The organism is Streptomyces sp. ISL-98 (genome assembly GCF_018614055.1).
GTDB lineage: Bacteria > Actinomycetota > Actinomycetes > Streptomycetales > Streptomycetaceae > Streptomyces > Streptomyces spiramyceticus.
In genome coordinates, this window is the sequence record NZ_JAGGPB010000013.1 from 101,418 (window position 1) to 126,807 (window position 25,390).

Here is a 25,390-nt window from a genome sequence, read left to right on the forward strand (position 1 = left end):
CAAAATCCCTTGCGCGGGCCGCTAACGATCGCCCGGGAAGCCCTTACGGCGCTCGCCCCGTACCATGGGGGGTAGCCGTGGCGCGTCCGCCCGGCGGGCGTATGAGGAACGAAACCGATTACGACGCCCGATCCCACGATCGAGAGAAGCGCACTCCACCCATGCCCACGCGCCACGACATCCGTAACGTAGCCATCGTCGCCCACGTCGACCACGGCAAGACCACCCTGGTCGACGCCATGCTCAAGCAGGCGGGCGCCTTCGCCGCGCACGCCGCCGAGCACCTCGACGACCGCATGATGGACTCGAACGACCTGGAGCGTGAGAAGGGCATCACGATCCTGGCCAAGAACACGGCCGTGAAGTACCACCCGAAGGATGGCGGCGACGTCATCACGATCAACATCATCGACACCCCCGGCCACGCCGACTTCGGTGGTGAGGTCGAGCGCGGCCTGTCGATGGTCGACGCGGTCGTCCTGCTGGTCGACGCCTCCGAGGGCCCGCTGCCGCAGACGCGCTTCGTGCTCCGCAAGGCGCTTCAGGCCCGGATGCCCGTCATCCTCTGCATCAACAAGACGGACCGCCCCGACTCCCGGATCGACGAGGTCGTCAACGAGACGTACGACCTGTTCCTGGACCTGGACGCGGACGAGGAGCAGATCGAGTTCCCGATCGTCTACGCCTGCGCCCGTGACGGCGTCGCCTCGCTGACCAAGCCCGAGGACGGCACCGTCCCGCAGGACAGCGAGAACCTGGAGCCGTTCTTCAACACGATCCTGGCGCACGTCCCGGCCCCGGAGTACGACGAGGCCGCCCCTCTGCAGGCCCACGTCACCAACCTGGACGCCGACAACTTCCTCGGCCGTATCGCGCTCTGCCGCGTCGAGCAGGGTGAGCTGAAGAAGGGCCAGACCGTCACGTGGATCAAGCGTGACGGCACGATGTCCAACGTCCGCATCACCGAGCTGCTGATGACCGAGGCGCTCACCCGCAAGCCGGCCGAGAAGGCGGGCCCGGGCGACATCTGCGCCATCGCCGGTATCCCGGACATCATGATCGGCGAGACCCTCGCGGACCCCGAGAACCCGATCGCGCTCCCGCTGATCACGGTCGACGAGCCCGCGATCTCCATGACCATCGGTACGAACACCTCGCCGCTGGTCGGCAAGGGCGGCAAGGGCCACAAGGTCACCGCCCGCCAGGTGAAGGACCGCCTGGACAAGGAGCTCATCGGTAACGTCTCGCTCCGTGTCCTGGACACCGAGCGCCCCGACGCCTGGGAGGTCCAGGGCCGCGGTGAGCTCGCGCTGGCGATCCTGGTCGAGCAGATGCGCCGTGAGGGCTTCGAGCTGACCGTCGGCAAGCCCGAGGTTGTCACCAAGCAGGTCGACGGCAAGACGTACGAGCCGATCGAGCGCATGACGATCGACTCCCCCGAGGAGCACCTCGGCGCGATCACGCAGCTGATGGCGACCCGCAAGGGCCGCATGGAGACCATGACGAACCACGGTTCGGGCTGGATCCGCATGGAGTGGATCGTCCCGTCCCGCGGCCTCATCGGCTTCCGTACGGAGTTCCTGACGCAGACCCGCGGTACGGGCATCGCGCACTCCATCTTCGAGGGCCACGAGCCGTGGTTCGGCGACCTGCGCACCCGTAACAACGGCTCGCTGGTCGCGGACCGTTCGGGCTCGGTCACCCCCTTCGCGATGATCAACCTGCAGGAGCGCGGTGTCATCTTCCTGGAGGCCGGCACCGAGGTCTACGAGGGCATGATCATTGGTGAGAACTCGCGTTCCGACGACATGGACGTGAACATCACCAAGGAGAAGAAGCTCACCAACATGCGTGCGGCTTCCGCGGACAACACCGAGAACGTGGTGCCGCCGCGCAAGCTCTCGCTGGAGCAGTCGCTGGAGTTCTGCCGCGACGACGAGTGCATCGAGGTGACCCCGGAGACCGTGCGTATCCGCAAGGTCGTCCTGGACCAGAAGGAGCGCGGCCGCACCGCGTCGCGCGCCAAGCGCTGACACCTGCGCTGAACGTCGCCGACCGGTGGTCGGTTCGAGAGGCCCGGGTCCCCGCAGACACTGTGGGGGCCCGGGCCTTTCGTCAACTCGTTTTCCGACTCCGAGTGTTCGGATATCGGGCGTCGCTCTCCGGAAGCTGCGTTAACAGTCCGTTTCGCGGGTGTCTGTCTGTGATCACTTTGTCCGGATTTCGGGCAGGTGTCCCACGTCGATGTTGTCAAAACGAGACCCTTTAAGTGTGGTTTACGGCTCGGACGTACTTAATAGTTGGCTCCATTGAGCTCGGGTCAATGGGTCACGCACTGTGGGGAGTGCCGACTCACGAGCACACTTGGGGCACATGACTTCATCGCCGTCAGGGGTGTCGGCGTCCGTCTGTGTGCCCCTCTTGAAGTGATCAGTGGACTCATGAGGAGGAACCCATGCGCGGTGCCAAGAGCGCCAAGTGGGTCGCAGGTGCGATAGTCGTAGCTCTGTCGGCAACGGCGTGCGGTGGCTCGGACAGCGGCGACAGCGACGCCAAGGAGAAGGGCAAGCCCGCGGGCTATGTCTCGATCGACGTCGGTGAGCCGCAGAAGCCGCTGAACCCGGCTGACACGAACGAGACGCTCGGCAGCTACGTCATCCAGTCGCTGTTCACGCAGCTGCTCGACTTCGACGCCAAGGGCGGGATCGTCTACACGAACGCCGAGTCGGTGGAGTCCAAGGACTCCAAGACCTGGACGGTCAAGCTCAAGCCGGGCTGGAAGTTCCACAACGGCGAAGACGTCACGGCCAAGTCGTACGTCGACGCGTGGAACTGGTACGCCAACACCAAGAACAAGATGCAGAACGCGCCTTGGTACTCGGACATCAAGGGCTTCAAGGACGTCCACCCGGAGAAGGGTGAGCCGACCAAGGACGTCATGTCCGGTCTGAAGGTCGTCGACGACACCACCTTCACCATCGAGCTGGACAAGCCGGTTCCGTACTTCAACTACAAGCTGGGTTACGCCACTTGGGCCCCGCTGCCCAAGGCGTTCTACGCGGACCCGAAGGCCTTCGGCCAGAACCCGATCGGCAACGGCCCGTACAAGTTCGAGAAGTGGAACCACAAGAAGCTCATCCAGGTCAAGGCGTTCGACGGCTACAAGGGCCCGAACAAGGCCGCGAACAAGGGTGTCCTCTTCAAGAACTACGCGACCGTCGAGGCCGCGTACCAGGACCTCATCTCCGGCAACCTGGACATGATCCGCCAGGTCGGCCCGACGGACCTGCCGAAGTACAAGCAGGACCTGGGCGACCGCGCGATCGACCAGGAGTACGCGGCGATCCAGAGCCTGAACCCCGCGTTCTACAGCAAGACCTTCAAGGACATCGACCCGAAGGTCCTGCAGGGTCTGTCGATGGCGATCGACCGCAAGACGATCACCAAGACGGTGCTCAACGGCACCCGTACGCCGGCCACGAGCTTCACGCCCGTCGGTGTCCAGGGCAACCAGCAGCTCGACACGGACGTCTTCACGTACGACCCGAAGAAGGCGAAGCAGCTTGTCAAGGAGGGCGGCGGTGTCCCCGGCAACAAGCTGACGATCCAGTACAACGCCGACGGTGGCCACAAGGAATGGATCACCGCTGTCTGCGAGTCCATCCGTAACGCCACGGGTGTCGACTGCGTGCCGGACGCCAAGCCGGACTTCCAGACTGACCTGGAAGCGCGTGACAACGACCAGGTCAAGGGCTTCTACCGTGGTGGTTGGGTCGCCGACTACCCGCTGAACGTCAACTTCATGCGCGAGCTGTACGACACGACGGCCGAGTCGAACAACGGTCGCTTCTCGGACAAGGACATCGACGCGATGTTCCGCAAGGGCGACAACGCCAAGTCCCTGGACGAGTCGATCAAGCTCTACCAGGACGCCGAGAAGGCTCTTCTCAAGAAGATGCCGGCCATCCCGCTGTGGCAGTACCGCATCAACGGTGGCCACTCGAAGGCTGTTGACAACGTCAAGGTCGACTTCCACGGTGACTTCGAAATCACCGGCGTCACCACGAAGTAGTCAGCCTGCGGGCCACCCCCCACTCGGCCGTTACCCGCCACCGCACCGGCGGTAGGCCCGGGGGCCGCTCCCTGAACCAGGGGAGCGGCCCCCGCGCCGCAGTTATCCACAACGGAGGCAAACATGGGGCGTTATGTCGCGCGGCGACTGCTCCAGATGATCCCGGTCTTCATCGGGTCAACCTTGCTGGTCTTCGCCATGATGTACGCGCTGCCCGGCGATCCCGTGCGCGCGCTCGCGGGCGAACAGACCGTAGACCCGGCACAGATCGCGCAGATGAAGAAGGACCTCGGGCTCGATCTCCCCCTCTGGCACCAGTACGTGAACTACCTGGGCAACTTGTTCCAGGGAGACTTCGGTACACAGATCGCCAGCGGCCGGCCCGTGGCCGACATCATCTCGGAGGCATTCCCGATCACGATCCGACTGGCCCTGTTCGCCTTCACGTTCACCGTGCTTGTCGGCATGTCCATCGGCATCTTCGCCGGTCTGAAGGCCGACACTCTCCGGGACCGGGGACTGCTCGTCCTGACGCTGCTCCTGATCTCGATTCCCTCCTTCGTACTGGGCTACCTGCTCCAGTACGTCTTCGCTTTCGAGATGGGCTGGGTCGAACCCAACGTCAGTGAGGCAGCCACAGCCGGCGAGCTGATCCTGCCGGCGGTCGTACTCGGCTCGCTTTCCCTCGCATACGTCGCACGCCTCACGCGTACGTCGGTCGCCGAGAACCTGCGCTCCGACTACATGCGCACCGCCGTGGCGAAGGGCCTGCCCCGGCGCCGCATCGTCGGCGTGCACCTGATGCGCAACTCCCTGATCCCCGTGGTCACTTTCCTCGGCACTGACCTCGGTGCCCTGCTCGGCGGCGCGGTCGTCACCGAGGGCATCTTCAACGTCAAGGGCGTCGGCTACGAGATCTTCGACGCGCTGAGGCACCGCGAGGGCGCGACGGTCGTGGGCATCGTCACGCTGATCGTGGTCGTGTATCTCGTCGCCAGCCTGATCGTCGACCTGCTCTACGCGGTCCTGGACCCGAGGATCCGTTATGCCTGAGGCACTCGAAGCCACCGTCAAGGACGAGCCGGCGGCCAAGGCCGACGCTCAGCCCGCGGGCAGCAAGCCCGAAAAGCCGCGCAGCCTCTGGTCCGACGCCTGGCACGACCTGCGGCGCAACCCGCTCTTCGTGATCTCCGCGATCCTGATCTTGGTGCTGCTGACCATGGCCATCGCGCCCGGCCTGTTCACCAGCGCCGACCCGCGCTACGCCGACCTGGCCAAGCACTACCTCCAGAAGCCCAATTGGGGCAACGTATTCGCGGAGGACTGGCTCGGTTACGACATCCAGGGCCGGTCCATCTACGCCCGCATGATCTACGGCGCCCGCGCCTCGATCGCGGTCGGCGTCGTCGTGACGCTCCTCGTCACCGTCTTCGGCGGCATCGTCGGTATGCTCGCAGGCTACTTCGGCGGCTGGATCGACACGATCCTGTCCCGGGTCACCGACATCTTCTTCGGTATCCCCTTCATCCTCGGCGCGATGGTGGTGCTGACCTCCTTCGAGGACCGCGCCCTGTACGTCGTGATCCTGGCCCTCGCCTTCCTCGGCTGGACCCAGATCGCCCGTGTCGCGCGCGGCTCGGTCATCACCATCAAGCAGGCCGACTACGTGATGGCGGCGAAGGCGCTCGGCGCCTCCACCTCCCGCATCCTGCTGCGCCACATCCTGCCCAACGCGGTGGCCCCGGTGATCGTGGTCGCCACCATCGCGCTCGGCGGTTACATCTCGGCCGAGGCCACGCTGTCCTTCCTGGGCATCGGTCTCGCCGAGCCGACCGTCTCGTGGGGTGTCGACATCTCGTCCGGCGCGCAGCAGTTGCGCAACGCGCCGTTCGTTCTGATCCTGCCGTCGATCATGGTGTCCATCACGGTCCTGGCGTTCATCATGCTCGGCGATGCGGTACGCAACGCCCTCGACCCCAAGCTGCGCTGAGGGAGGCGTACATGACCATCATCGACAAGACCGCAGATGTTCCCGCGCCCCGAGGTTCGACTGAGAACAGCGGACCGCTGCTCGACGTACGCGACCTGCACGTGGAGTTCAAGACCCGCGACGGCATCGTCAAGGCCGTCAACGGCGTCAACTACAGCGTCGCCGCCGGCGAGACCCTCGCCGTCCTCGGCGAGTCCGGCTCCGGCAAGTCCGTGACGGCGCAGGCCATCATGGGCATCCTCGACATGCCCCCGGGCCGCATCCCGCAGGGAGAGATTCTCTTCCGCGGCCAGGACATGCTGACCATGGGCTACGAGGAGCGGCGGAAGATCCGCGGCCAGAAGATCGCGATGATCTTCCAGGACGCGCTGTCCTCCCTCAACCCCGTGCTCACCGTCGGCTACCAGCTCGGCGAGATGTTCCGCGTACACCAGGGCCTGTCCAAGAAGGACGCCAAGGCCAAGGCCATCGACCTGATGGACCGGGTGCGCATTCCGGCGGCGAAGGAGCGGGTCAACGACTACCCGCACCAGTTCTCCGGCGGTATGCGCCAGCGCATCATGATCGCTATGGCGCTGGCTCTGGAGCCGGACCTGATCATCGCGGACGAGCCCACCACGGCGCTCGACGTGACCGTCCAGGCGCAGGTCATGGACCTGCTCGCGGAGCTTCAGCGCGAGTACAACATGGGCCTGATCCTGATCACCCACGACCTCGGCGTCGTCGCCGACGTCGCGGACAAGATCGCGGTCATGTACGCGGGCCGGATCGTCGAGACCGCGCCGGTCCACGAGCTGTACAAGCGCCCCGCGCACCCGTACACCCGTGGCCTGCTCGACTCGATCCCGCGCCTGGACCAGAAGGGCCAGGAGCTCTACGCGATCAAGGGCCTGCCGCCCAACCTGCTGAAGATTCCGTCCGGTTGCGCCTTCAACCCGCGCTGCCCGAAGGCGCAGGACATCTGCCGTACGGACATTCCGGCCCTGGCGCCGGTCACCGAGCAGGACGGCGGCGAGCTGCCCGGCCGCGGCAGCGCGTGCCACTTCTGGAAGGAGCAGATCCATGGCTGAGCTGAAGAAGAACGACGAGGCTGCCGTGGACGCTACGCCGAACGTCACTGCGGTCGAGACCGTCGACGCCTCCACCACCCAGGAGGCGGTGGCGGCGATCGAGGCCCCGGTCGAACGGGGCGAGCCGATCCTCCAGGTCCGCAACCTGGTCAAGCACTTCCCGCTGACCCAGGGCATCCTGTTCAAGAAGCAGGTCGGTGCGGTAAAGGCGGTCGACGGCATCTCCTTCGACCTGTACCAGGGCGAGACGCTCGGCATAGTGGGCGAGTCCGGCTGTGGCAAGTCCACGGTCGCCAAGCTCCTCATGACGCTGGAGACGGCGACCGCGGGCGAGGTCTTCTACAAGGGCCAGGACATCACCAAGCTGTCCGGGCGCGCGCTGAAGGCCGTACGCCGCAACATCCAGATGGTGTTCCAGGACCCGTACACGTCGCTCAACCCCCGTATGACGGTGGGCGACATCATCGGTGAGCCGTACGACATCCACCCGGAGGTTGCGCCGAAGGGCGACCGCCGCCGCAAGGTCCAGGAGCTCCTGGACGTGGTCGGTCTCAACCCGGAGTACATCAACCGGTACCCGCACCAGTTCTCGGGCGGCCAGCGCCAGCGCATCGGCATCGCCCGCGGCCTCGCGCTCCAGCCGGAGATCATCATCTGCGACGAGCCGGTGTCGGCGCTGGACGTCTCCGTCCAGGCGCAGGTCATCAACCTGATGGAGAAGCTCCAGGACGAGTTCAACCTGTCCTACCTCTTCATCGCGCACGACCTGTCGATCGTCCGGCACATCTCGGACCGGGTCGGCGTCATGTACCTCGGCAAGATGGCCGAGATCGGTACGGACACGCAGATCTACGACCACCCGACGCACCCCTACACCCAGGCGCTGCTGTCGGCAGTCCCGGTCCCCGACCCGGAGGCCCGCGAGGGCCGGGAGCGGATCATCCTCACCGGCGACGTCCCGTCCCCGGCGAACCCGCCGTCCGGCTGCCGCTTCCGTACGCGCTGCTGGAAGGCCCAGGACAAGTGCGCCGAGGAGGTCCCGCTGCTGGCGGTCCCGGAGCGCTTCAAGGGCTCGGACACCCCGGCGGCCCACGAGTCGGCGTGCCACTTCGCCGAGGTGAAGGACGTCGTGCACGCGGCGTAGTCCTCGGACGTACGTGAACGAAGGCGCCCGGACCTTTTGGTCCGGGCGCCTTCGCGTTTTCGCGCGTGACATCGCGTCAGGCAGAGTCCGGTGCGAGGCGACGCGCAGACGGACGCAGAGATGATGCGCAGGCGCACGTTATGGGGTGATATTTGGGCCTAAGTGATGCTGAGGACCCTAGGAGGGAAGCCCATGCGCGGAGCCGCGCAGGCCAAGTGGGCCGCATGTGCCGTGGCGGTCGTACTCGCCGCCTCGGCGTGCGGTGGGGGCGGCGCCGGCGGCGCAGAGGGTGTGGTCAGTTCCTCCTGGGCCGACCCGCAGAACCCCCTGGAGCCCGCGAACACCAACGAGGTGCAGGGCGGCAAGGTCCTCGACATGCTCTTCCGCGGTCTCAAGCGGTACGACGCGAAGACCGGCGAGGCCAAGGACATGGTCGCCGAGAAGATCGAGACCAAGGACTCGCAGAACTTCACCGTCACGATCAAGGACGGCTGGGCTTTCAGCAACGGCGAGAAGGTCACCGCCAAGTCGTTCGTCGACGCCTGGAACTACGGCGCGCACCTCAAGAACAACCAGAAGAACGCGCCCTTCTTCGGCCAGATCGAGGGTTACGACAAGGTCCACCCGGAGAAGGGCCAGGCCACCGCCGACACCCTCTCCGGCCTCAAGGTGACGAACGACAGGACCTTCACCGTCAAGCTGACCCAGAAGTTCTCCACCTGGCCCGAGACCCTCGGTTACGCCGCCTTCGCACCGCTGCCCCGGGCGTTCTTCGACGACCACGACGCCTGGCTGTCCAAGCCCGTCGGCAACGGCCCGTACACCGTCGAGTCGTACGCCAAGGGTTCCCAGATGAGCATGCGCAAGTGGGACGGGTACAACGGCCCGGACAAGGCGCAGAACGGCGGCGTGGACCTCAAGGTCTACACCGACAACAACACCGCCTACACCGACCTGACAGCCGGCAACCTCGACCTGGTCGACGACGTCCCGGCCTCGCAGCTCAAGAACGTCGAGGCCGACCTCGGAGACCGGTACATCAACGTCCCGGCCGGCATCATCCAGACCCTCGCCTTCCCCTTCTACGACGAGAGGTGGGGTGCGGAAGGGCTGGAGAAGGTCCGTACGGGGCTGTCCAGGGCGATCGACCGCAGGCAGATCACCGACACGATCTTCCGGAAGACCCGCACCCCGGCCAAGGACTGGACCTCCCCGGTCCTGGGCAAGGAGGCCGGCTTCGACGACGGCCTGTGCGGTGACGCGTGCGAGTTCGACCCGGAGGAGGCGAAGAAGCTCGTCGAAGAGGGCGGCGGTATCCCCGGCGGCACCCTGAAGATCTCGTACAACGCGGACACCGGCTCCCACAAGGACTGGGTCGACGCCGTCTGCAACAGCATCAACAACGCGCTGGGGAAGGCCAATTCGTGCGTCGGCAACCCGATCGGCACCTTCGCCGACTCCCGTAACCAGATCACCCAGAGCAAGATGACCGGCCCCTTCCGGGCCGGCTGGCAGATGGACTACCCACTGATCCAGAACTTCCTCCAGCCGCTCTACTACACCAACGCCTCGTCCAACGACGGCAAGTGGTCCAGCCCGGAGTTCGACAAGCTCGTCGACGAGGCCAACGCCGAGAGCGACGTCGCGAAGGTGATCGCGAAGTTCCAGAAGGCGGAGAAGGTCGTACGCGACGAGATGGCCGCCATCCCGCTCTGGTACCAGAACGGCAGCGCGGGCTACTCCGAAAGGATCTCGAACGTGGCCCTGAACCCCTTCAGCGTCCCCGTCTACAACGAGATCAAGGTCAGCTGACACCGGCCACTGCGACCCCCGCGACCCCCGGAGCCCTCCATGGGACGTTATGTGATCCGGCGTCTGCTGCAGATGATCCCGGTCTTCCTCGGCGCCACGCTGCTGATCTTCCTGATGGTGAACGTGATGGGCGACCCCATCGAGGGCCTCTGCGGCCCCCGGGCGTGCGACCCCGCCACCGCCGCCCGGCTGCGCGCCGAGTTCGGCCTCGACAAGCCCGTGTGGCAGCAATACCTGACGTACATGGGCAACGTCTTCACCGGGGACTTCGGCACCGCCTTCAACGGTCAGGAGGTCACCGAGCTGATGTCGACGGCTTTCCCCGTCACCATCCGGCTGACCGTCGTGGCCGTCGTCTTCGAGGTCGTCATCGGCATCAGCCTGGGCGTGCTCACCGGCCTGCGCCGCGGCCGCCCCGTCGACACCGGTGTCCTGCTCCTGACCCTCGTGGTGATCTCGATCCCGACCTTCGTCACCGGCCTGCTGCTCCAGCTGCTGCTCGGTGTGAAGTGGGGAGTCATCAGGCCAGCGGTCTCGCCCGATGCCCCGGTCGACGAACTGCTGCTGCCCGGCCTCGTCCTGGCCTCGGTCTCACTGGCGTACGTCACCCGCCTCACCAGGACATCCGTAGCCGAGAACTCCCGCGCCGACTACGTCCGTACGGCCGTCGCCAAGGGGCTGCCCAGACGCCGCGTCATCTCCAGGCACCTGCTGCGCAACTCACTGATCCCCGTGGTCACCTTCATCGGTACGGACGTGGGCGCCCTGATGGGCGGAGCCATCGTCACCGAGCGGATCTTCAACATCCACGGCGTCGGCTACCAGCTCTACCAGGGCATCGTCCGGCAGAGCTCCCAGACCGTCGTCGGCTTCGTGACCGTGCTGGTGCTGGTCTTCCTGTTGGCGAATCTCATGGTCGACCTCTTGTACGCCGTACTCGACCCGAGGATTCGCTATGCCTGAGCCGGAGTACGACGACGGGGGAGCCATCGGCCGGACCGGAGCCGGAGGTGCGATGGATCTTGCTGTGGACGAGGGTGCATCGCTGGAGCGGCATCCATCAGCCGCCTCCGGCGGACAGGCTCCGGGCGGCCCCCAGGGCACGGGCCCGGCGGGCAAGCCGCGCAGTCTGTGGTCAGACGCCTGGCACGATCTGCGGCGCAACCCGGTCTTCATCGTCTCCGGCCTGATCATCGTCTTCCTCGTGATCATCTCGCTCTGGCCGTCGCTGATCGCGAGCGGCAGCCCGCACCAGTGCGACCTGGCCAGGGCCCAGGAGGGCTCCCAGCCCGGCCATCCCTTCGGCTTCGACGGCCAGGGCTGCGACGTCTACACGCGCACCGTCTACGGCGCCAGGACCTCGGTCACCGTCGGCGTCTGCTCCACCCTCGGCGTGGCGCTGCTCGGCAGCATCCTGGGCGGGCTCGCCGGCTTCTTCGGCGGCGCGTGGGACGCGCTGCTGTCCCGTATCACCGACATCTTCTTCGGCATCCCCGTCGTCCTCGGCGGCCTCGTCTTCCTCTCCGTCATCACCAGTACCACCGTCTGGCCGGTGATCGGATTCATCGTGCTGCTCGGCTGGCCGCAGATCGCCCGCATCGCGCGCGGCTCGGTGATCACCGCCAAGCAGAACGACTACGTACAGGCGGCGCGGGCGCTGGGCGCGAGCAGCTCGCGGATGCTGCTGCGGCACGTCACCCCCAACGCGGTCGCCCCCGTCATCGTCGTGGCGACCATCGCGCTCGGTACGTACATCTCACTGGAGGCGACCCTGTCGTACCTCGGCGTCGGCCTGAAGCCACCCGCCGTGTCCTGGGGCATCGACATCTCGTCCGCCTCGCAGTACGTCCGCAACGCCCCGCACATGCTGCTCTGGCCGGCGGGCGCGCTCGCGATCACGGTGCTCGCGTTCATCATGCTCGGCGACGCGGTGCGCGACGCCCTCGATCCCAAGCTGCGCTGAGGAGCCCCGCCATGTTGCTCGAAGTGCGCGACCTGCACGTGGAATTCCGTATGCGCGACGGGATCGCCAAGGCCGTCAATGGCGTCAACTACGCGGTGGACGAAGGCGAGACGCTGGCCGTGCTCGGCGAGTCGGGCTCCGGGAAGTCCGTCACCGCGCAGGCGATCATGGGCATCCTCGATATGCCGCCAGGGAAGATCACCGGCGGCGAGATCGTCTTCCAGGGTCGTGATCTGCTGAAGCTCAAGGAGGATGAGCGGCGGAAGGTCAGGGGCCGGGAAATGGCCATGATCTTCCAGGACGCGCTGTCCTCCCTCAACCCCGTGCTCAGCGTGGGCGATCAGCTCGGCGAGATGTTCATCGTCCACAAGGGGATGTCCAGGAAGGACGCGAAGGCGAAGGCCGTCGAGCTGATGGACCGGGTGCGCATCCCGGCGGCCAAGGAACGGGTCGGGCAGTATCCGCACCAGTTCTCCGGCGGTATGCGCCAGCGCATCATGATCGCGATGGCGCTCGCCCTGGAGCCCTCGCTGATCATTGCGGACGAACCGACGACCGCGCTGGATGTGACCGTACAGGCGCAGGTCATGGAGCTGCTCGCGGAGTTGCAGCGCGAGCTCGGGATGGGGCTCATCCTCATCACCCACGACCTGGGCGTCGTCGCCGACGTCGCCGACAAGATCGCGGTGATGTACGCGGGCAAGATCGTGGAGACCGCACCGGTCCACCCGGTCTACAAGGCACCCGCCCACCCGTACACCAAGGGCCTGCTCGAATCGATCCCGCGGCTGGACCAGAAGGGCCAGGAGCTGTACGCGATCAAGGGCCTGCCGCCGAACCTGATGAACATCCCGCCGGGCTGCCCCTTCAACCCGCGTTGCCCGCTGGCCCGGGACGTGTGCCGGACGGATGTGCCGCCGTTGTACGAGGTCTCGGAGGAGCGCGGGACCGCGTGCCACTTCTGGCAGGAGGCACTCAATGGCTGAGCCGATCACTGCCGAGCCGATTCTTGAGGTGCGAGGCCTGCACAAGCACTATCCCCTCACCCAGGGCATTCTCTTCAAGAAGCAGATCGGCGCGGTCAGGGCGGTCGACGGTGTCGATCTCGACCTGGGGGCGGGGGAGACGCTCGGCATCGTGGGGGAGTCGGGCTGCGGCAAGTCGACCCTCGCCAAGATGCTGGTGCACCTGGAGAAGCCGACGGCCGGGTCGATCCGGTACCAGGGCGAGGACATCACCCAGCTGTCCGGGCGCGCACTGAAGGCCGTACGCCGCAACATCCAGATGGTGTTCCAGGACCCGTACACGTCACTGAACCCCCGTATGACGGTCGGCGACATCATCGGTGAGCCGTACGAGATCCATCCCGAGGTGGCCCCCAAGGGCTCGCGCCGGCAGAAGGTCCAGGACCTGCTGGACGTCGTCGGGCTCAACCCGGAGTACATCAACCGCTATCCGCACCAGTTCAGCGGCGGGCAGCGGCAGCGGATCGGCATCGCGCGGGGCCTTGCCCTCCAGCCGGAGATCATCGTGGCCGACGAGCCGGTGTCGGCGCTGGACGTCTCGGTGCAGGCGCAGGTCATCAACCTGCTGGACAAGCTCCAGAGCGAATTCCGGCTGAGTTACGTGTTCATCGCCCACGACCTGTCGATCGTGCGGCACATCTCGGACCGGGTCGGCGTGATGTATCTGGGGCGGATCGTGGAGATCGGCACGGACGAGCAGATCTACGAGCATCCGACGCACCCGTACACGCAGGCGCTGCTGTCCGCCGTGCCCGTGCCCGACCCGACCGCGCGCGAGCACCGCGAGCGGATCCTCCTGACGGGCGACGTGCCCTCGCCCGCGAACATCCCCTCGGGCTGCCGCTTCCGTACGCGCTGCCGGAAGGCACAGGAACGGTGCGCGCTGGAGGTGCCGCTGCTGGCGGTGCCGGCGGTCTTCCGGGACACGGAGGGGCCGGCGGACCATGATTCGGCGTGCCATTTCGCGGAGGAGATCCGGGTGGTTTCGGGGGAGGAGGGGGCGGGCGCGCGCGCCACAGCGCCATAACTGCCCTTCAATTTCTTTAACAGCCAGGCAACTTGGCTGTCGCAACTCCGATATACGAACGCGCCATTCTGAATGGCGTACGGCCGTGCGGGTGCCGTAAACCGGCCGGGGCGCCATGTCGCCCCGGCCGGTTGCCATGCGTAGCCCCGGAGGGCGTCCGGAGGGTCTGGGGGCGTGCCCCCAGTTCGGGAGGGGAAGGGCAGGGGAACAAGCTCCGCGCAGCGGCTACCGCACCGCCGACAGCGAGCGCTTCAGGAAGTCGACCTGCAACAGCAGCAGATTCTCCGCGACCTGCTCCTGTGGCGTCATATGCGTCACCCCGGACAGCGGAAGCACCTCATGCGCCCGTCCCGCCCCCAGCAACGCCGAAGACAGCCGCAGCGTATGCGCCGCCACCACGTTGTCGTCCGCCAGACCGTGGACGATCATCAATGGGCGGTGCTGATCGGCCACTTCGGAAAGCCCGTCCCCCGTGACGAGCGAATTCGCCGCGTACACGTCCGGCTGCGAGCCCGGATCCCCGAGATACCGTTCCGTGTAGTGCGTGTCGTACAGCCGCCAGTCGGTGACCGGCGCACCCGCGATCCCCGCATGGAAGACATCGGGCCGGCGCAGCACCGCCAGCGCCGCCAGGTAGCCGCCGAACGACCAGCCCCGGATCGCGACCCGTCCGAGGTCCAGCGGGAAGTCGGCCGCCAGCGCCTGCAGCGCCTCGACCTGGTCGTCCAGCGTGAGCGTAAACGCGTTGCGGATCGCCTTCTCCCAGCCCGGCGAGCGCCCGGGGGTGCCCCGCCCGTCGGCGACGACCACCGCGAAGCCCTGGTCGGCGAACCACTGCGAGGTGAGGTGGGCATTGTGCGCGGCGACCGCCCGCCGCGCGTGCGGCCCGCCGTACGGGTCCATGAGGACCGGAAGCGGACCATCCCCCTCCTCGTACCCCGCCGGAAGCAGAACGGCGCACGGAATCCGGCGCGCGCCCCCCTCGACCAACCGCACGCGCGCCCGCAGAACCGGCTCCTCCGCGTACGACGTGACCACCGCCTCCCGCTTGCCGTCGCGAAGTACCGAAACGACTGTGCCGCTGCTCTCCGGACGGGCCGAGGCCAGCACCGTCACCCCGCCCGACCGGACCGCGGAATGCACCCCGGCCCCCTCCGAAAGACGCTCCACGCCCAGCTCGTTGACCCGGTAGACATGCACTTCGCCGGTCTCCGGAGCCGCCGCCTCCGTGCCCGCCGACGCCGAAACGAGCACATCGCTGTCCGAAACGTCCAGCACCGCACGTACATGCAACTGCGGCCCGGTCAGCGCCCGGTCGCCGACCGTCAGCACCCGCGCCCCGCCCTCGTCCGCGATCCGTACGAGCCGCCCGTCGGGGGCCCACACCGGCACCCCGTCGAAGAGTTCCAGCCACGCCTCGTCCTCGTCCGCGTGCACGGTCCTGGTCCTGCCGGTCTCGGTGTCCACCGCCAGATGCAGCTGACTGCGCTGATCCCGCGCCTGTACGAGCAGCAGCGGCGCACCCGCCTCCGACCAGTGGACCCGGGCCAGATACGGATGCCGGACCCGGTCCCACGTCACCTCCGTACGCGCCCCGTCCAGGCCGTACAGGAAGAGGCGTACGTCCGCATTGGGGGTCCCCGCCGCCGGGTACGCGACCCGCGCCGGTTCGGCCTCCGGACGCGCCGGGTCGGAGATCCACCAGCGCCCCACGGCCGCGTCGTCGGCGCGGGCGACCAGCAGCCGGTCCGAATCCGGCGACCACCAGAAGCCGCGCGAGCGGGACATCTCCTCAGCCGCGATGAACTCCGCCAGGCCGTACGTCGTGTGCTCGTCCTCCGGCTCGGCGAGCGCCCGGTCACCGGCGCCCTCGGTGTCGATCACGCGCAGGGCGCCCCCGGCGACGTACGCGACATGCCGCCCGTCGGGGGAGGGGCGGGGGTCGAGAACCGGTCCCGCAGCAGGCAGTTCGCGCGCCGTACCCGCCCGCAGCTCCGCCGTGAACAGCCGCCCGGACAGCGCGAACGCCGCCAGTTCGACCGCCGCGTCCACGGCGTACGAGACGATGCCCGCCGACCCCTCGCGACTGCGCTCGCGCCTGGCCCGTTCCTGCGCCGACAGCCGCTCCGCGGCGCCGCCCAGCAACTGGCCGGGATCCGCCGCGATGCGCTCCTGCGCGCCCCCCTCAAGATCAAGTACCCAGAGCGCGTTGGCGCGATCGGTGCCGGACGGGGAGCGGAGAAAGACCACACGCGTCCCGTCGGGCGACACGGTGAACGCCCGCGGTGCGCCGAGGGTGAAGCGCTGAGTCCTGGCGTGCTGCCTGGGGAAGGAGAGCTGCTTCGAGTTCATGCGCCAGAAGCTACCGTTCCCCGCCCTTGTCCATGCGCCCCTCGTGCTGCCGTGCACCGATCAATGCGAACGCACTGATAGTTATGATCCGTAGCGCTAGGTGGGTATGAACCTGCTGGCGCCTGTCGTCATGCCCGCTCCGACCCGAGTCCGACCTGAGTAAGTGGAGGTGAACCGCCGTGGCACTCTCGATTTCGGCGGTAGTGCTGTTGGCGATCATCGTCGTCCTGATGGTCCGGAAATCCGGGCTGAAGGCCGGACATGCAGTGGTTTGCGTCCTGCTCGGCTTCTACTTGGCCAGCTCGTCCATCGCCCCCACGATCAGCGAACTCACCACAAACGTGGCCGGGATGATCGGCGGCATCAAGTTCTGACCCATGCCTCGTAGGGTGGTCCCATGACGGACCACCCAGCCCGTCGTCTGCTTCTGGTGCACGCGCACCCCGACGACGAGTCGATCAACAACGGCGCCACCATGGCCAAGTACGCCGCCGAGGGCGCCGGAGTCACCCTGCTGACCTGCACGCTCGGCGAGGAGGGGGAGATCATCCCGCCCGCTCTCGCGCACCTGGCCGCGGACCGCGACGACACCCTCGGCCCCCATCGCATCGGCGAACTGGCCGCAGCGATGAAGGAGCTGGGGGTCGGCGACCACCGCTTCCTGGGCGGCCCCGGCCGGTTCCGCGACTCCGGAATGATGGGCGCCATCCAGAACCACCGCGAAGGCGCCTTCTGGGCCACGCCGGTGGACGAGGCGGCGGCGTACCTCGTCGAAGTGATCCGTTCCGTACGCCCGCAGGTCCTCGTGACGTACGACCCGGACGGCGGCTACGGGCACCCGGATCACATCCAGGCCCACCGCGTCGCGATGCGCGCCGCCGACCTCGCGGCCGACGCAGACTTCCGTCCGGACCTCGGGGCGCCGCACACCATCGCCAAGATCTACTGGAACCGGGTGCCGCGCACGGTGGTCGAGGACGGCTTCGCCCGCCTGCGCACGGCCGGGGCGAGCTTCCCCGGTACCGGCGCGGCGGACGACGTCCCCGGCGTGGTCGACGACGCGCGGATCACCACGGAGATCGACGGCACGCCGTACGCGGCGGCCAAGGCGGCCGCGATGGCCGCCCACGCCACCCAGGTCGCGGTCGAGGGCGACTTCTTCGCACTCTCCAACGAACTGGGCCAGCCGATCTTCACCACAGAGTTCTACGAGTTGGTACGGGGCGAACGCGGTGTCCCCGCCGGCCGCGAGACCGACCTCTTCGCGGGAGTGGTGACGTCATGACACAACGCAAGAATCCGCCGGCGCCGACGCCGCCCGCCGGACTGGCCGCGCCCTTCAACCCGGGCCGGGCCGGCGCGTATCTGCTGCTCGCCGTGATCGGCGCGCTGGTCGGCGCCGCGGGCGTCCTCGTCCACGCGGCGTGGATCCCCGGCGGGCTGCTGCTCGCACTGCTCGCCACGACGGGCGTCTTCTACGGCGGCATGTACGCGATGGGCACCAAGGCGGGGGTCGGCGCGTCCGCCGCGGGCTGGATCGTCTCCATCGTGCTGATGACCGTCAGCCGCCCCGAGGGCGACCTTCTCATCGGAGGCAGTCTCGTGTCGTACGCCTACATGTTGGGCGGAATGGGACTCGCTGTGATCTGCGCCACGATGCTGCCCCTGCCGCAACGCGGTTCTGACGGCGCCCGACTTGGCAAATGACGTACCACTTGGGTCCGTGAATTGACCGCGCTCGCACGGCCGTAGGAACCTCGCTTCCATGGTCGCGGGACGGCTGTCGGCGGCGGCCAGTATGGTGGTGCGCGCCGCCGAGCTGCCCGCAGCAGGCATGCAAGAACGTAAGAGCGGGCGGCGGAGCTAACCGGGAGAACCTGCCTTGAGTCGTGAAACTGACAGTTCGTCCTCCGGCCCCCAGGGGCGCGCCGGAGCCGCGTACCCGTCGGGTACGCCGCCGTACGGAACCCCCCAGTATCCTTCGCCGCACCCCTCGCAGGACGCTCCGGACGGAACTGCCGAGGCCGCGGCACCGGTCGAGCCCGACGAGCCCAGGACCGAGACCACGCTGACCACGCGTATCCGGATCAACATCCCCGGATCGCGGCCGATCCCGCCGGTTGTCATGCGTACGCCCATGAGCGACACGGACCAGGCCCCCTCGGCCCGCTCCTCCGCCTCCGCACCGTCTTCTTCCGCCGCTTCGGGCCCCGGCCCCCGCCCCGACGCCGAGCGCACCGGCAGCACGCCCCGCCCGGCGGAGCCGTCGCGGGACAACGCGGCTGCGGCGCAGCAGGCCGAAGCCGGGGCCGAGCGCTCCGGCGACCAGCCCGCCAGCGACTGGTTCGCCCCGCGCAAAGCGGCCGCGCCAGCTCCGGCGGCCCCGGCGCCGCCCGCCCCTCCGCAGGGCGGCGGACAGCGCCCCGACCTCCCGTACTTCACCCCGGAACCGCCGCAGCGCGCGACCGAGCCGCTGCCGCGCCGCACCGGCGCCCCGCTCAGCGACTTCGACGCGGACGCCAACGGGCCCGCCACTGGCGGCTTCCCGACCGGACGCATCGCAGGCCCCACGGGCCCCACGACCGGCCCCGTCACCGGCAGCTCGCCCATGGCGCCGGGGCCCCGCCCCGGTGTCAACCCGCCGGGCGTCCTCGGCCAGTCGGGCCCGCCGCGCATGTCGGACGACACGGCCGTCCTGACCCCGCAGCAGCCGGCCCCCAACACGCCCTCGGGCGGCAACGTCTCCGGTGACACGCTGACCAGCGGTATCCCCGTGGTCCAGCCCGTCGACCGGCACTCGCCGTTCGCCCCGCCGCCGCACTCCGGTGACGCGGGCGGCCGCTTCGTTCCCGACCAGGCGCCGGGCTTCCCGAACGACCCGCTGGGCCCTGCTGCGGCCGCCCCGCCGCGCGCCACGCCTGCGCCCGCTCCCGCGCCCGCCAAGAAGGGCCGCTCCAAGCTGGTCCTGGCCGCCGTCGGCGTCGTGGTGCTGACCGGTATCGCGTACGGAGCGGGGCTGCTGATGAACCACTCCGACGTACCGAAGGGCACCACCGTCCTCGGCGTGGACATCGGCGGCGGCACCAAGGACGAGGCCGTCAGCAAGCTCGAAGCCGCCCTCGGCAAGCGCGCCACCACCCCGCTCCAGCTCACGGTCGACGGCAAGCGGGCGCAGCTCACGCCGGAGAAGGCGGGCCTCGCCCTGGACAGCCAGGAAACCGTGCGCGGCGCGGCGGGCAGCGACTACAACCCCGTCTCCGTGATCGGCTCCCTCTTCGGCGGCGAGCGCGTCGCCGAACCGGTGATCCCGGTCGACGAGGAGAAGCTGAGCGTGGCGCTGGCCGACCTGGCGGGCGACTCGGGCACAGCCAGCGAAGGCACGATCAAGTTCGTACCGGGCAAGGCGGTCGCCGTACCCGGCAAGGCGGGCAAGCAGCTCGACGTCAACCGCTCGATGATCTCGGTCAGGGACGCGTACCGGGCGCAGGTCGAGACCGGGAAGCCGAACCTGGTGGAGCTGCCGGTCGCCGCCAAGGAGCCGGCGATCGGCCCGGCCGAACTGAACCGGGCCATGAAGGAATTCGCCCAGCCCGCGATGTCCGGCCTGATCACGATCAAGGCGGGCGGCAAGCAGATCCAGTTCGGCCCGGCGAGGTCGCTGCCGAAGATCCTCTCCATGAAGCCGATCAACGGGCGCCTGGTGGAGGTCTACAACAAGCCGGCGATCGAGCAACTGCTCGACGGTGTCTTCGACGGCGTACAGATCACCAAGGGCGACGGCAAGAAGCACCCGGTGACCGCGGACGACGTGGCCCACGCGATGCAGACGGCACTGCTGGGCAAGACGCCGGCGCAGCGAGTCCAGGAGATCAGCCTCAACCCGAGCTGATCTTGGCTTGCGCCGGGTGGGTCCGTGCGGGGTTTGGCTTGCGCCGGGTGGGTCCGTGCGGGGTTTGGCTTGCGCCGGTGGTCGTGGTGCGGGGTTTGGCTTGCGCCGGGTGGGTCTGTGCGGGGTTTGGCTTGCGCCGGTGGTCGTGGTGCGGGGTCGGGCCGCTCCGGGGGCACTATTCGGGACTGCATGATTTAGCTGCGGGGCGGGGCTTTGTTTGCGAGGCCAGTAATTCGCGCACAAATCACGCTTTACGTCCCGAACAGCGCCCCCTGCGCGACCCGCCCCCTCGCCGCCGTTCGCATCCTGGTTCAGGCGGCCCGGCTACCGGCGCCGGTCGGTGTTCAACGGTGTACGGGAGGGGGACGGGGCCGTAGGGAGTGGTGTTCGGGACGTAAAACGTGATGTGTGCGCGGGACGCCGGGAGGCTTTCGGTGACCCGGGAACGCAGCTAAATCATGCAGTCCCGGACGCCGCTCCCGTAGGCCCCGGCCCCCGGCACCACCACAGGCCTCGCACCGCCCTGGCCCCGGTACTCCGACAGGCCCCGTCCTAGCGCCGGTGGGTGGTGTCGACCCCGCTCGCGTGGTTGGGTTTCCGGCCGGGTGGTCCGGGGGTTGTCCCCGGGAAGGCACAGCGTGCAGTGCCGGACGCCGCTCCCGTAGGCCCCGGCCCCCGGCACCACGACCGGCCCCCGCAACCCCCGCAAACCTCAGTTCAGCCTCGCGCGTGCCGCCCGTGCCCTTCGGCGGATTACCTCCGCCGATGTCGGTTCCACCTCTGCCAGTACCTCCGCGTACGCCTCCATCTCCGCCGCGCCGCCCAGGAAATCGCCCCGCTGTACCAGCAGTTGGGCCCGCTCGTATCTGAGCCGTGCCGGGTGCGCCGGGAGTAGCAGCGACAGTTCGACCGCCCAGAGCTGGACGTCCGTACGCTCGGGGCGGGCCGCCGCCCATGCGCGGATGTTGTTCAGGATCCGCAGCACGATCTCCAGAGGATCCGCCGGCACCAGCATCGAAGGGTCGAGCGGTTCCCCCGTAGCCCCAGCCACCAGCAGTTCCGCGTCCGCGCCCGTCAACAGCCGCCCCCCGTCGAAGGGGTCGACCAGGACCTGCTCGCCGGGAGGCCCGAAGCCGACCACGAAGTGGCCGGGCAGGGCGACTCCGTACACCGGGGCGCCCGCCCGCCGGGCCACTTCGATCCACACCACCGACAACAGAATCGGCAGCCCGCGCCGCCGCCGCAGCACCTCGTGCAGCAGCGAGGACTCCAGCCGCTGGTAGTCACTCGGCGATCCCCCGAACCCGCAGCGCGCACCGAGGAGGTCGGACACGGCGGAGGCCCACCCCCGCGCACCGCCGGGGCGGAACGGCAGCAGCCCGGCCAGCCGGTCGAGTTCGATCTCGGCCACGTCCATCCCTGCCTGGTCCAGCGAAGCGTCCGCCTCCGCGCCCACGAGCAGGCACAGCTGTGCCAGATCGGGGCGTTCGGCGCGGGCCTCCTCGGCGAAACGGTGCCGCCGCTCGGTCGGTTGCATATGCCGTTCGTACCCTGCCTACGCCGGTCGGAAGTGGTGATAGCTGTGGTGGGTCGCGAAGCCCATGCCGTCGTACAGAGCCCGCGCACCCCCGTTGTCGGCCTCGACCTGAAGCCACGCGGCCGACGCCCCCTCGTCCAGCGCCTGCCGGGCCAGCGCGGTCATGACGGCACGGGCCAGCCCCTGACGCCGGTACGCCGGATCGACCTCGACGGCCATGAACCCGGCCCAGCGCCCGTCGACGACGCACCGCCCGATCGCGGCGGGCGCCCCGCCTTCGCCGGGTACGGACGCGAACCACACGGACGGCCCACTCCCCAGCACCTTCAGTACGTCGGGCCCCGGCTCCTCGAAGCGCTGGTAGCGCGAGAGCCACGCCGCGTCGCAGGCCCGGTCCAGGCGTACGCGCGAGACATCCGCGTCCAGGTCGGCGATGGGCGCGAGCGCGGCGATCCGTACGTCGGCGGAGACCTCGCGCAGCCAGCCGCGCCGCTCCAGTTCCGCGCCGAGACGTTCCTGCGTGCCTTCGGCCCCGGTCGAGACCTGGACGTACGCGGGAAGCCCCCGTGCCGCGTACCACTCCCGCACCTTCACCAGCGCCGCATCGAGCGGCATCCCGGGATCGCCGAGCGGCAGCGCCGAGTTGGCCCGGCGGGTGAAGCCGCCGGCGGCCCGCAGGACCCAGTCGCCGAGGGGCTCGCTCTCGATGGGCTGCCAGGCGCGTGCGGTGACCCGCGCGAGCTCCTCGAAGTTCGCCGCGGGGCCCCGCCGACGGGCCGGTGCGGAGGGTACGACCTTGCCCGCGACCAGCGCGGATTCCGGGATTCTGACCGACTCGCCACCCTTGCGTGTGATCGACAGCACACCCGCGTCCCAGGATGTGAGCACACCGACCGTGTCGGTGAACTTCTCACCCGGTGCTCCGGACCCGCCCACGCGCCTGACTGATACCCGTTTGCCCACGTCAGCAGGCGAAATACGGACCTCGAGCCGTCCTCCGGCCGTGAATTCCATCGATCTGTCCGCCCCTCCTGTTCGGATCGTGCCCAGGAACGGAGATACTAGGTACTGGGCATCGACGACGCCGCGCTCCCGCGCGCCAACGCGACGGAGCCGCAGATCGGCCCGCCGCGCCCTATCGAGGAGGAACGACAGCGTGACCTACGTCATCGCGCAGCCTTGTGTCGACGTCAAGGACAAGGCGTGCATCGAGGAGTGCCCGGTCGACTGCATCTACGAGGGCTCCCGGTCCTTGTACATCCACCCGGACGAATGCGTCGACTGTGGTGCCTGTGAGCCGGTTTGCCCGGTCGAGGCGATCTTCTACGAGGACGACACACCTGAGGAGTGGAAGGACTACTACAAGGCGAACGTCGAGTTCTTCGACGAGCTCGGTTCGCCCGGTGGTGCCTCGAAGCTGGGCCTGATTGAGCGTGACCACCCCTTCATCGCAGCACTGCCCCCGCAGAACCAGTAAGCGACGAGGCAAGTGCGCCGCCCCGGTCCCGTACGGCCTGCCGCCGTACGGGACCGAGGCGTTTTTTGCCGCCCGTACGAGCACGAGAAAGTGAAGCACCGTGTCCGCAGTCACTGACCGCCTGCCCACCTTCCCCTGGGACAAGCTGGAGCCGTACAAGGCGACGGCGGCCGCCCACCCGGACGGCATCGTGGACCTGTCCGTCGGCACGCCCGTCGACCCGGTCCCCGAGCTGATCCAGAAGGCTCTCGTCGCGGCCGCGGACTCCCCGGGTTATCCCACGGTGTGGGGGACGGCCGAGCTGCGCGACGCGCTCACCGGCTGGGTGCAGCGGCGGCTCGGTGCGCGCGGTGTGGGGCACACCAATGTCCTGCCCGTCGTCGGCTCGAAGGAGCTGGTGGCATGGCTGCCGACGCAGCTGGGTCTCGGCGCGGGGGACCAGGTCGCGTACCCGCGGCTCGCGTACCCGACGTACGAGGTGGGCGCACGGCTGGCCGGCGCCGAGCCGGTCGTGTACGACACTGAGACATTTGCGGCTGACGCCGCGGGCACGTCGGACCTCGACCCCGCCCGGGTCAAGCTCCTGTGGCTCAACTCGCCCTCGAACCCGACGGGCCGCGTCCTGGCCAAGGACGAGCTGACCCGGATCGTCGCATGGGCGCGTGAGCACGGCGTGCTGGTCTTCAGCGACGAGTGCTACCTGGAGCTGGGCTGGGAGGCCGAGCCCGTCTCCGTACTGCACCCGGATGTGTGCGGCGGTACGTACGAGGGCATCGTCGCCGTCCACTCGCTCTCCAAGCGTTCCAACCTGGCCGGCTACCGCGCCGCGTTCCTGGCGGGCGACTCGGCGGTCCTCGGCGACCTGCTGCAGATCCGCAAGCACGGCGGCATGATGACGCCCGCGCCGGTACAGGCGGCGACGGTGGCGGCGCTCGGCGACGACGTACACGTGACGGAGCAGCGCGCACGGTACGCGGCCCGGCGTGCGGCGCTGCGGACCGCGCTGGAGGCGCACGGCTTCCGGATCGAGCACAGCGAGGCGAGCCTGTACCTGTGGGCGACGCGCGACGAGCCGTGCTGGGAGACGGTCGGATACCTGGCGGGCCTGGGGATCCTGGTGGCTCCCGGTGACTTCTACGGGGCGGCGGGCGACCGCTTCGTACGGGTCGCCTTCACGGCCACCGACGAGCGCGTCGAGGCGGCGGTCAAGCGCCTCGGCTGATGTGCATGACGCACAGGAAGGGGCCCCGGGGAGTTCGTGCTCCCCGGGGCCCCTCCGTTTTTGTGCGGCTGCTTTTGTGCGGCTGCGTACGGACTAGCCGATGGGCAGGCCCTGCAGCGGCAGCTGGTTGGTCGACGGCACGCCCTGGGTGGGCAGACCCTCGGTCGAGAGGCCGGTTTCGGTTGCGGTCGCGGCGGTCTCGCCGAGGGCGCCTCCGGTGGTGCCGGCGACGTCACCGGCAGCGTTCTGCGCGGCCGGAGCGGCCATCTTGCCGACCTTGCCGACGGTCTTGCCCGCGGCAGGGACGGCCTTCTTGACGGCCTTGCCGGCGGTGTTGCCCGCCGTCTTGGTGGCCTGCTGCGAGGCTCCGTCGACGGTGTCGCCGAGGCCGGCGCCGTCCACGGCGGTCACGCCACCCAGGTTCGGGGCGGCGGGGAGGTCTACGGCGCTTGCGGAGCCGGCCGCACCGACCACGGGGGCTGCGCCGGCCGCGATCAGCAGTGCGGCGCGGGCGATCCGACGGGTCAGGGGGAGGGACATGGTGCTCCTTAGACGGGATAGACGTTTGATGAAGAGGGTCTGTCCGACGATCGGACGCCATGACAACCCCTCGGAGGGCGGGGAAAGTTGCGGTGCGCCGAGGTAAAGAGTTGGTAATGCATCGCATAATCGGCTGTGGATGAATCCGGGCAAATGATCTGCCTCGGAGTGAGCCGCAGAATCGTCAATTCCCTGTATTCGCAAGGGGATTGGGGAAAGGTGGCGCTTGGGTGGGCAGGTTCCCGCGGAACGCCGAACCGGCGTGATCTC

General features: G+C 68.5%; 21 protein-coding genes. 17 read left to right on the forward strand and 4 right to left on the reverse strand.

All coding sequences use genetic code 11. From position 1 onward, the window contains the following. The first annotated feature begins 161 nt into the window (after positions 1-161). The 11 genes from typA (at position 162) to J7I98_RS09835 (ending at position 14,103) form a co-directional block, all read left to right on the forward strand. Positions 162-2,033: a translational GTPase TypA gene (gene typA, locus J7I98_RS09785; RefSeq protein WP_214920232.1), complete on the forward strand. Its 1,872-nt coding sequence runs from the start codon at positions 162-164 to the stop codon at positions 2,031-2,033. Between the two features lie 422 nt (positions 2,034-2,455). Beyond that, positions 2,456-4,072 (forward strand): ABC transporter substrate-binding protein, encoded by a 1,617-nt coding sequence (locus J7I98_RS09790; protein WP_214920233.1) that lies wholly within the window; start codon positions 2,456-2,458, stop codon positions 4,070-4,072. A 123-nt stretch (positions 4,073-4,195) separates the two neighbouring features. Continuing rightward, a complete protein-coding gene (locus tag J7I98_RS09795; protein ID WP_214920234.1) occupies positions 4,196-5,125 on the forward strand; it encodes an ABC transporter permease in 930 nt (309 codons plus the stop codon). Then, a complete protein-coding gene (locus tag J7I98_RS09800; RefSeq protein WP_214920235.1) occupies positions 5,118-6,062 on the forward strand; it encodes an ABC transporter permease in 945 nt (314 codons plus the stop codon). Before J7I98_RS09795 ends, J7I98_RS09800 begins: the two co-directional genes overlap by 8 nt. A gap of 11 nt (positions 6,063-6,073) precedes the next feature. Beyond that, complete coding sequence (locus J7I98_RS09805; RefSeq protein WP_214920236.1) at positions 6,074-7,132, forward strand: ABC transporter ATP-binding protein; 1,059 nt, start codon at positions 6,074-6,076, stop codon at positions 7,130-7,132. After that, the gene (locus tag J7I98_RS09810) at positions 7,125-8,276 is read left to right on the forward strand and encodes an ABC transporter ATP-binding protein (RefSeq protein ID WP_214920237.1); all 1,152 of its coding nucleotides are present in this window, start codon (positions 7,125-7,127) and stop codon (positions 8,274-8,276) included. The genes J7I98_RS09805 and J7I98_RS09810 overlap by 8 nt, the downstream gene beginning before the upstream one ends. A 192-nt stretch (positions 8,277-8,468) precedes the next feature. After that, the gene (locus tag J7I98_RS09815; protein WP_214920238.1) at positions 8,469-10,088 is read left to right on the forward strand and encodes an ABC transporter substrate-binding protein; all 1,620 of its coding nucleotides are present in this window, start codon (positions 8,469-8,471) and stop codon (positions 10,086-10,088) included. Positions 10,089-10,127: 39 nt separating this feature from the next. Continuing rightward, positions 10,128-11,051 (forward strand): ABC transporter permease, encoded by a 924-nt coding sequence (locus tag J7I98_RS09820; protein ID WP_214920239.1) that lies wholly within the window; start codon positions 10,128-10,130, stop codon positions 11,049-11,051. Then, positions 11,044-12,051, forward strand: a complete 1,008-nt coding sequence (locus J7I98_RS09825) for an ABC transporter permease (RefSeq protein WP_214920240.1) — start codon at positions 11,044-11,046, stop codon at positions 12,049-12,051. The genes J7I98_RS09820 and J7I98_RS09825 overlap by 8 nt, the downstream gene beginning before the upstream one ends. Positions 12,052-12,062: 11 nt before the next feature. Continuing rightward, positions 12,063-13,037, forward strand: a complete 975-nt coding sequence (locus J7I98_RS09830) for an ABC transporter ATP-binding protein (RefSeq protein WP_214920241.1) — start codon at positions 12,063-12,065, stop codon at positions 13,035-13,037. Next, the gene (locus J7I98_RS09835; RefSeq protein WP_214920242.1) at positions 13,030-14,103 is read left to right on the forward strand and encodes an ABC transporter ATP-binding protein; all 1,074 of its coding nucleotides are present in this window, start codon (positions 13,030-13,032) and stop codon (positions 14,101-14,103) included. The genes J7I98_RS09830 and J7I98_RS09835 overlap by 8 nt, the downstream gene beginning before the upstream one ends. A gap of 225 nt (positions 14,104-14,328) precedes the next feature. Here J7I98_RS09835 and J7I98_RS09840 read toward each other — a convergent pair whose 3' ends face one another. After that, positions 14,329-16,455, reverse strand: a complete 2,127-nt coding sequence (locus J7I98_RS09840; RefSeq protein WP_214920243.1) for a prolyl oligopeptidase family serine peptidase — start codon at positions 16,453-16,455, stop codon at positions 14,329-14,331. Between the two features lie 179 nt (positions 16,456-16,634). On the opposite strand from J7I98_RS09840, the gene J7I98_RS09845 reads away from it, so the two are divergent. The 4 genes from J7I98_RS09845 to J7I98_RS09860 all read left to right on the forward strand — a co-directional run bounded on the left by J7I98_RS09845 (position 16,635) and on the right by J7I98_RS09860 (position 20,344). Then, positions 16,635-16,829, forward strand: coding sequence for a hypothetical protein (locus J7I98_RS09845; protein WP_214920244.1), 195 nt, complete (start codon positions 16,635-16,637; stop codon positions 16,827-16,829). Between the two features lie 23 nt (positions 16,830-16,852). Next, complete coding sequence (gene mshB, locus J7I98_RS09850) at positions 16,853-17,740, forward strand: N-acetyl-1-D-myo-inositol-2-amino-2-deoxy-alpha-D-glucopyranoside deacetylase (protein ID WP_214920245.1); 888 nt, start codon at positions 16,853-16,855, stop codon at positions 17,738-17,740. Next, complete coding sequence (locus J7I98_RS09855) at positions 17,737-18,162, forward strand: DUF6113 family protein (RefSeq protein WP_214920246.1); 426 nt, start codon at positions 17,737-17,739, stop codon at positions 18,160-18,162. The genes mshB and J7I98_RS09855 overlap by 4 nt, the downstream gene beginning before the upstream one ends. 175 nt (positions 18,163-18,337) lie before the next feature. Next, the gene (locus tag J7I98_RS09860; RefSeq protein ID WP_214920247.1) at positions 18,338-20,344 is read left to right on the forward strand and encodes a hypothetical protein; all 2,007 of its coding nucleotides are present in this window, start codon (positions 18,338-18,340) and stop codon (positions 20,342-20,344) included. Positions 20,345-21,056: 712 nt separating this feature from the next. Here J7I98_RS09860 and J7I98_RS09865 read toward each other — a convergent pair. Both J7I98_RS09865 and J7I98_RS09870 read right to left on the reverse strand, forming a co-directional pair. After that, positions 21,057-21,881: a transglutaminase-like domain-containing protein gene (locus J7I98_RS09865; protein ID WP_214920248.1), complete on the reverse strand. Its 825-nt coding sequence runs from the start codon at positions 21,879-21,881 to the stop codon at positions 21,057-21,059. Between the two features lie 18 nt (positions 21,882-21,899). Then, positions 21,900-22,895 (reverse strand): GNAT family N-acetyltransferase, encoded by a 996-nt coding sequence (locus J7I98_RS09870; protein WP_214920249.1) that lies wholly within the window; start codon positions 22,893-22,895, stop codon positions 21,900-21,902. 142 nt (positions 22,896-23,037) lie between these two features. On the opposite strand from J7I98_RS09870, the gene fdxA reads away from it, so the two are divergent. Both fdxA and dapC read left to right on the forward strand, forming a co-directional pair. After that, entirely contained in the window at positions 23,038-23,358 is a 321-nt protein-coding gene (gene fdxA, locus J7I98_RS09875) for a ferredoxin (protein WP_018089397.1), read from the forward strand. A gap of 100 nt (positions 23,359-23,458) precedes the next feature. Further along, positions 23,459-24,580, forward strand: a complete 1,122-nt coding sequence (gene dapC, locus J7I98_RS09880) for a succinyldiaminopimelate transaminase (protein ID WP_214920250.1) — start codon at positions 23,459-23,461, stop codon at positions 24,578-24,580. Between the two features lie 93 nt (positions 24,581-24,673). Here the strand turns inward: dapC and J7I98_RS09885 are convergent, their stop codons facing one another. Next, positions 24,674-25,120, reverse strand: a complete 447-nt coding sequence (locus tag J7I98_RS09885) for an ATP-binding protein (RefSeq protein WP_214920251.1) — start codon at positions 25,118-25,120, stop codon at positions 24,674-24,676. Positions 25,121-25,390 lie beyond the last annotated feature (270 nt).

Coding starts and splice junctions, on each gene's coding strand:
- J7I98_RS09855 (WP_214920246.1), top strand. CDS start 17,737: ATGACACAACGCAAGAATCCGCCGGCGCCGACGCCGCCCGCCGGACTG.
- J7I98_RS09865 (WP_214920248.1), bottom strand. CDS start 21,881: ATGCAACCGACCGAGCGGCGGCACCGTTTCGCCGAGGAGGCCCGCGCC.
- J7I98_RS09800 (WP_214920235.1), top strand. CDS start 5,118: ATGCCTGAGGCACTCGAAGCCACCGTCAAGGACGAGCCGGCGGCCAAG.
- J7I98_RS09820 (WP_214920239.1), top strand. CDS start 10,128: ATGGGACGTTATGTGATCCGGCGTCTGCTGCAGATGATCCCGGTCTTC.
- mshB (WP_214920245.1), top strand. CDS start 16,853: ATGACGGACCACCCAGCCCGTCGTCTGCTTCTGGTGCACGCGCACCCC.
- J7I98_RS09825 (WP_214920240.1), top strand. CDS start 11,044: ATGCCTGAGCCGGAGTACGACGACGGGGGAGCCATCGGCCGGACCGGA.
- J7I98_RS09810 (WP_214920237.1), top strand. CDS start 7,125: ATGGCTGAGCTGAAGAAGAACGACGAGGCTGCCGTGGACGCTACGCCG.
- J7I98_RS09885 (WP_214920251.1), bottom strand. CDS start 25,120: ATGTCCCTCCCCCTGACCCGTCGGATCGCCCGCGCCGCACTGCTGATC.
- typA (WP_214920232.1), top strand. CDS start 162: ATGCCCACGCGCCACGACATCCGTAACGTAGCCATCGTCGCCCACGTC.
- J7I98_RS09835 (WP_214920242.1), top strand. CDS start 13,030: ATGGCTGAGCCGATCACTGCCGAGCCGATTCTTGAGGTGCGAGGCCTG.
- J7I98_RS09830 (WP_214920241.1), top strand. CDS start 12,063: ATGTTGCTCGAAGTGCGCGACCTGCACGTGGAATTCCGTATGCGCGAC.
- J7I98_RS09840 (WP_214920243.1), bottom strand. CDS start 16,455: ATGAACTCGAAGCAGCTCTCCTTCCCCAGGCAGCACGCCAGGACTCAG.
- J7I98_RS09870 (WP_214920249.1), bottom strand. CDS start 22,895: ATGGAATTCACGGCCGGAGGACGGCTCGAGGTCCGTATTTCGCCTGCT.
- J7I98_RS09790 (WP_214920233.1), top strand. CDS start 2,456: ATGCGCGGTGCCAAGAGCGCCAAGTGGGTCGCAGGTGCGATAGTCGTA.
- J7I98_RS09805 (WP_214920236.1), top strand. CDS start 6,074: ATGACCATCATCGACAAGACCGCAGATGTTCCCGCGCCCCGAGGTTCG.
- J7I98_RS09815 (WP_214920238.1), top strand. CDS start 8,469: ATGCGCGGAGCCGCGCAGGCCAAGTGGGCCGCATGTGCCGTGGCGGTC.
- J7I98_RS09795 (WP_214920234.1), top strand. CDS start 4,196: ATGGGGCGTTATGTCGCGCGGCGACTGCTCCAGATGATCCCGGTCTTC.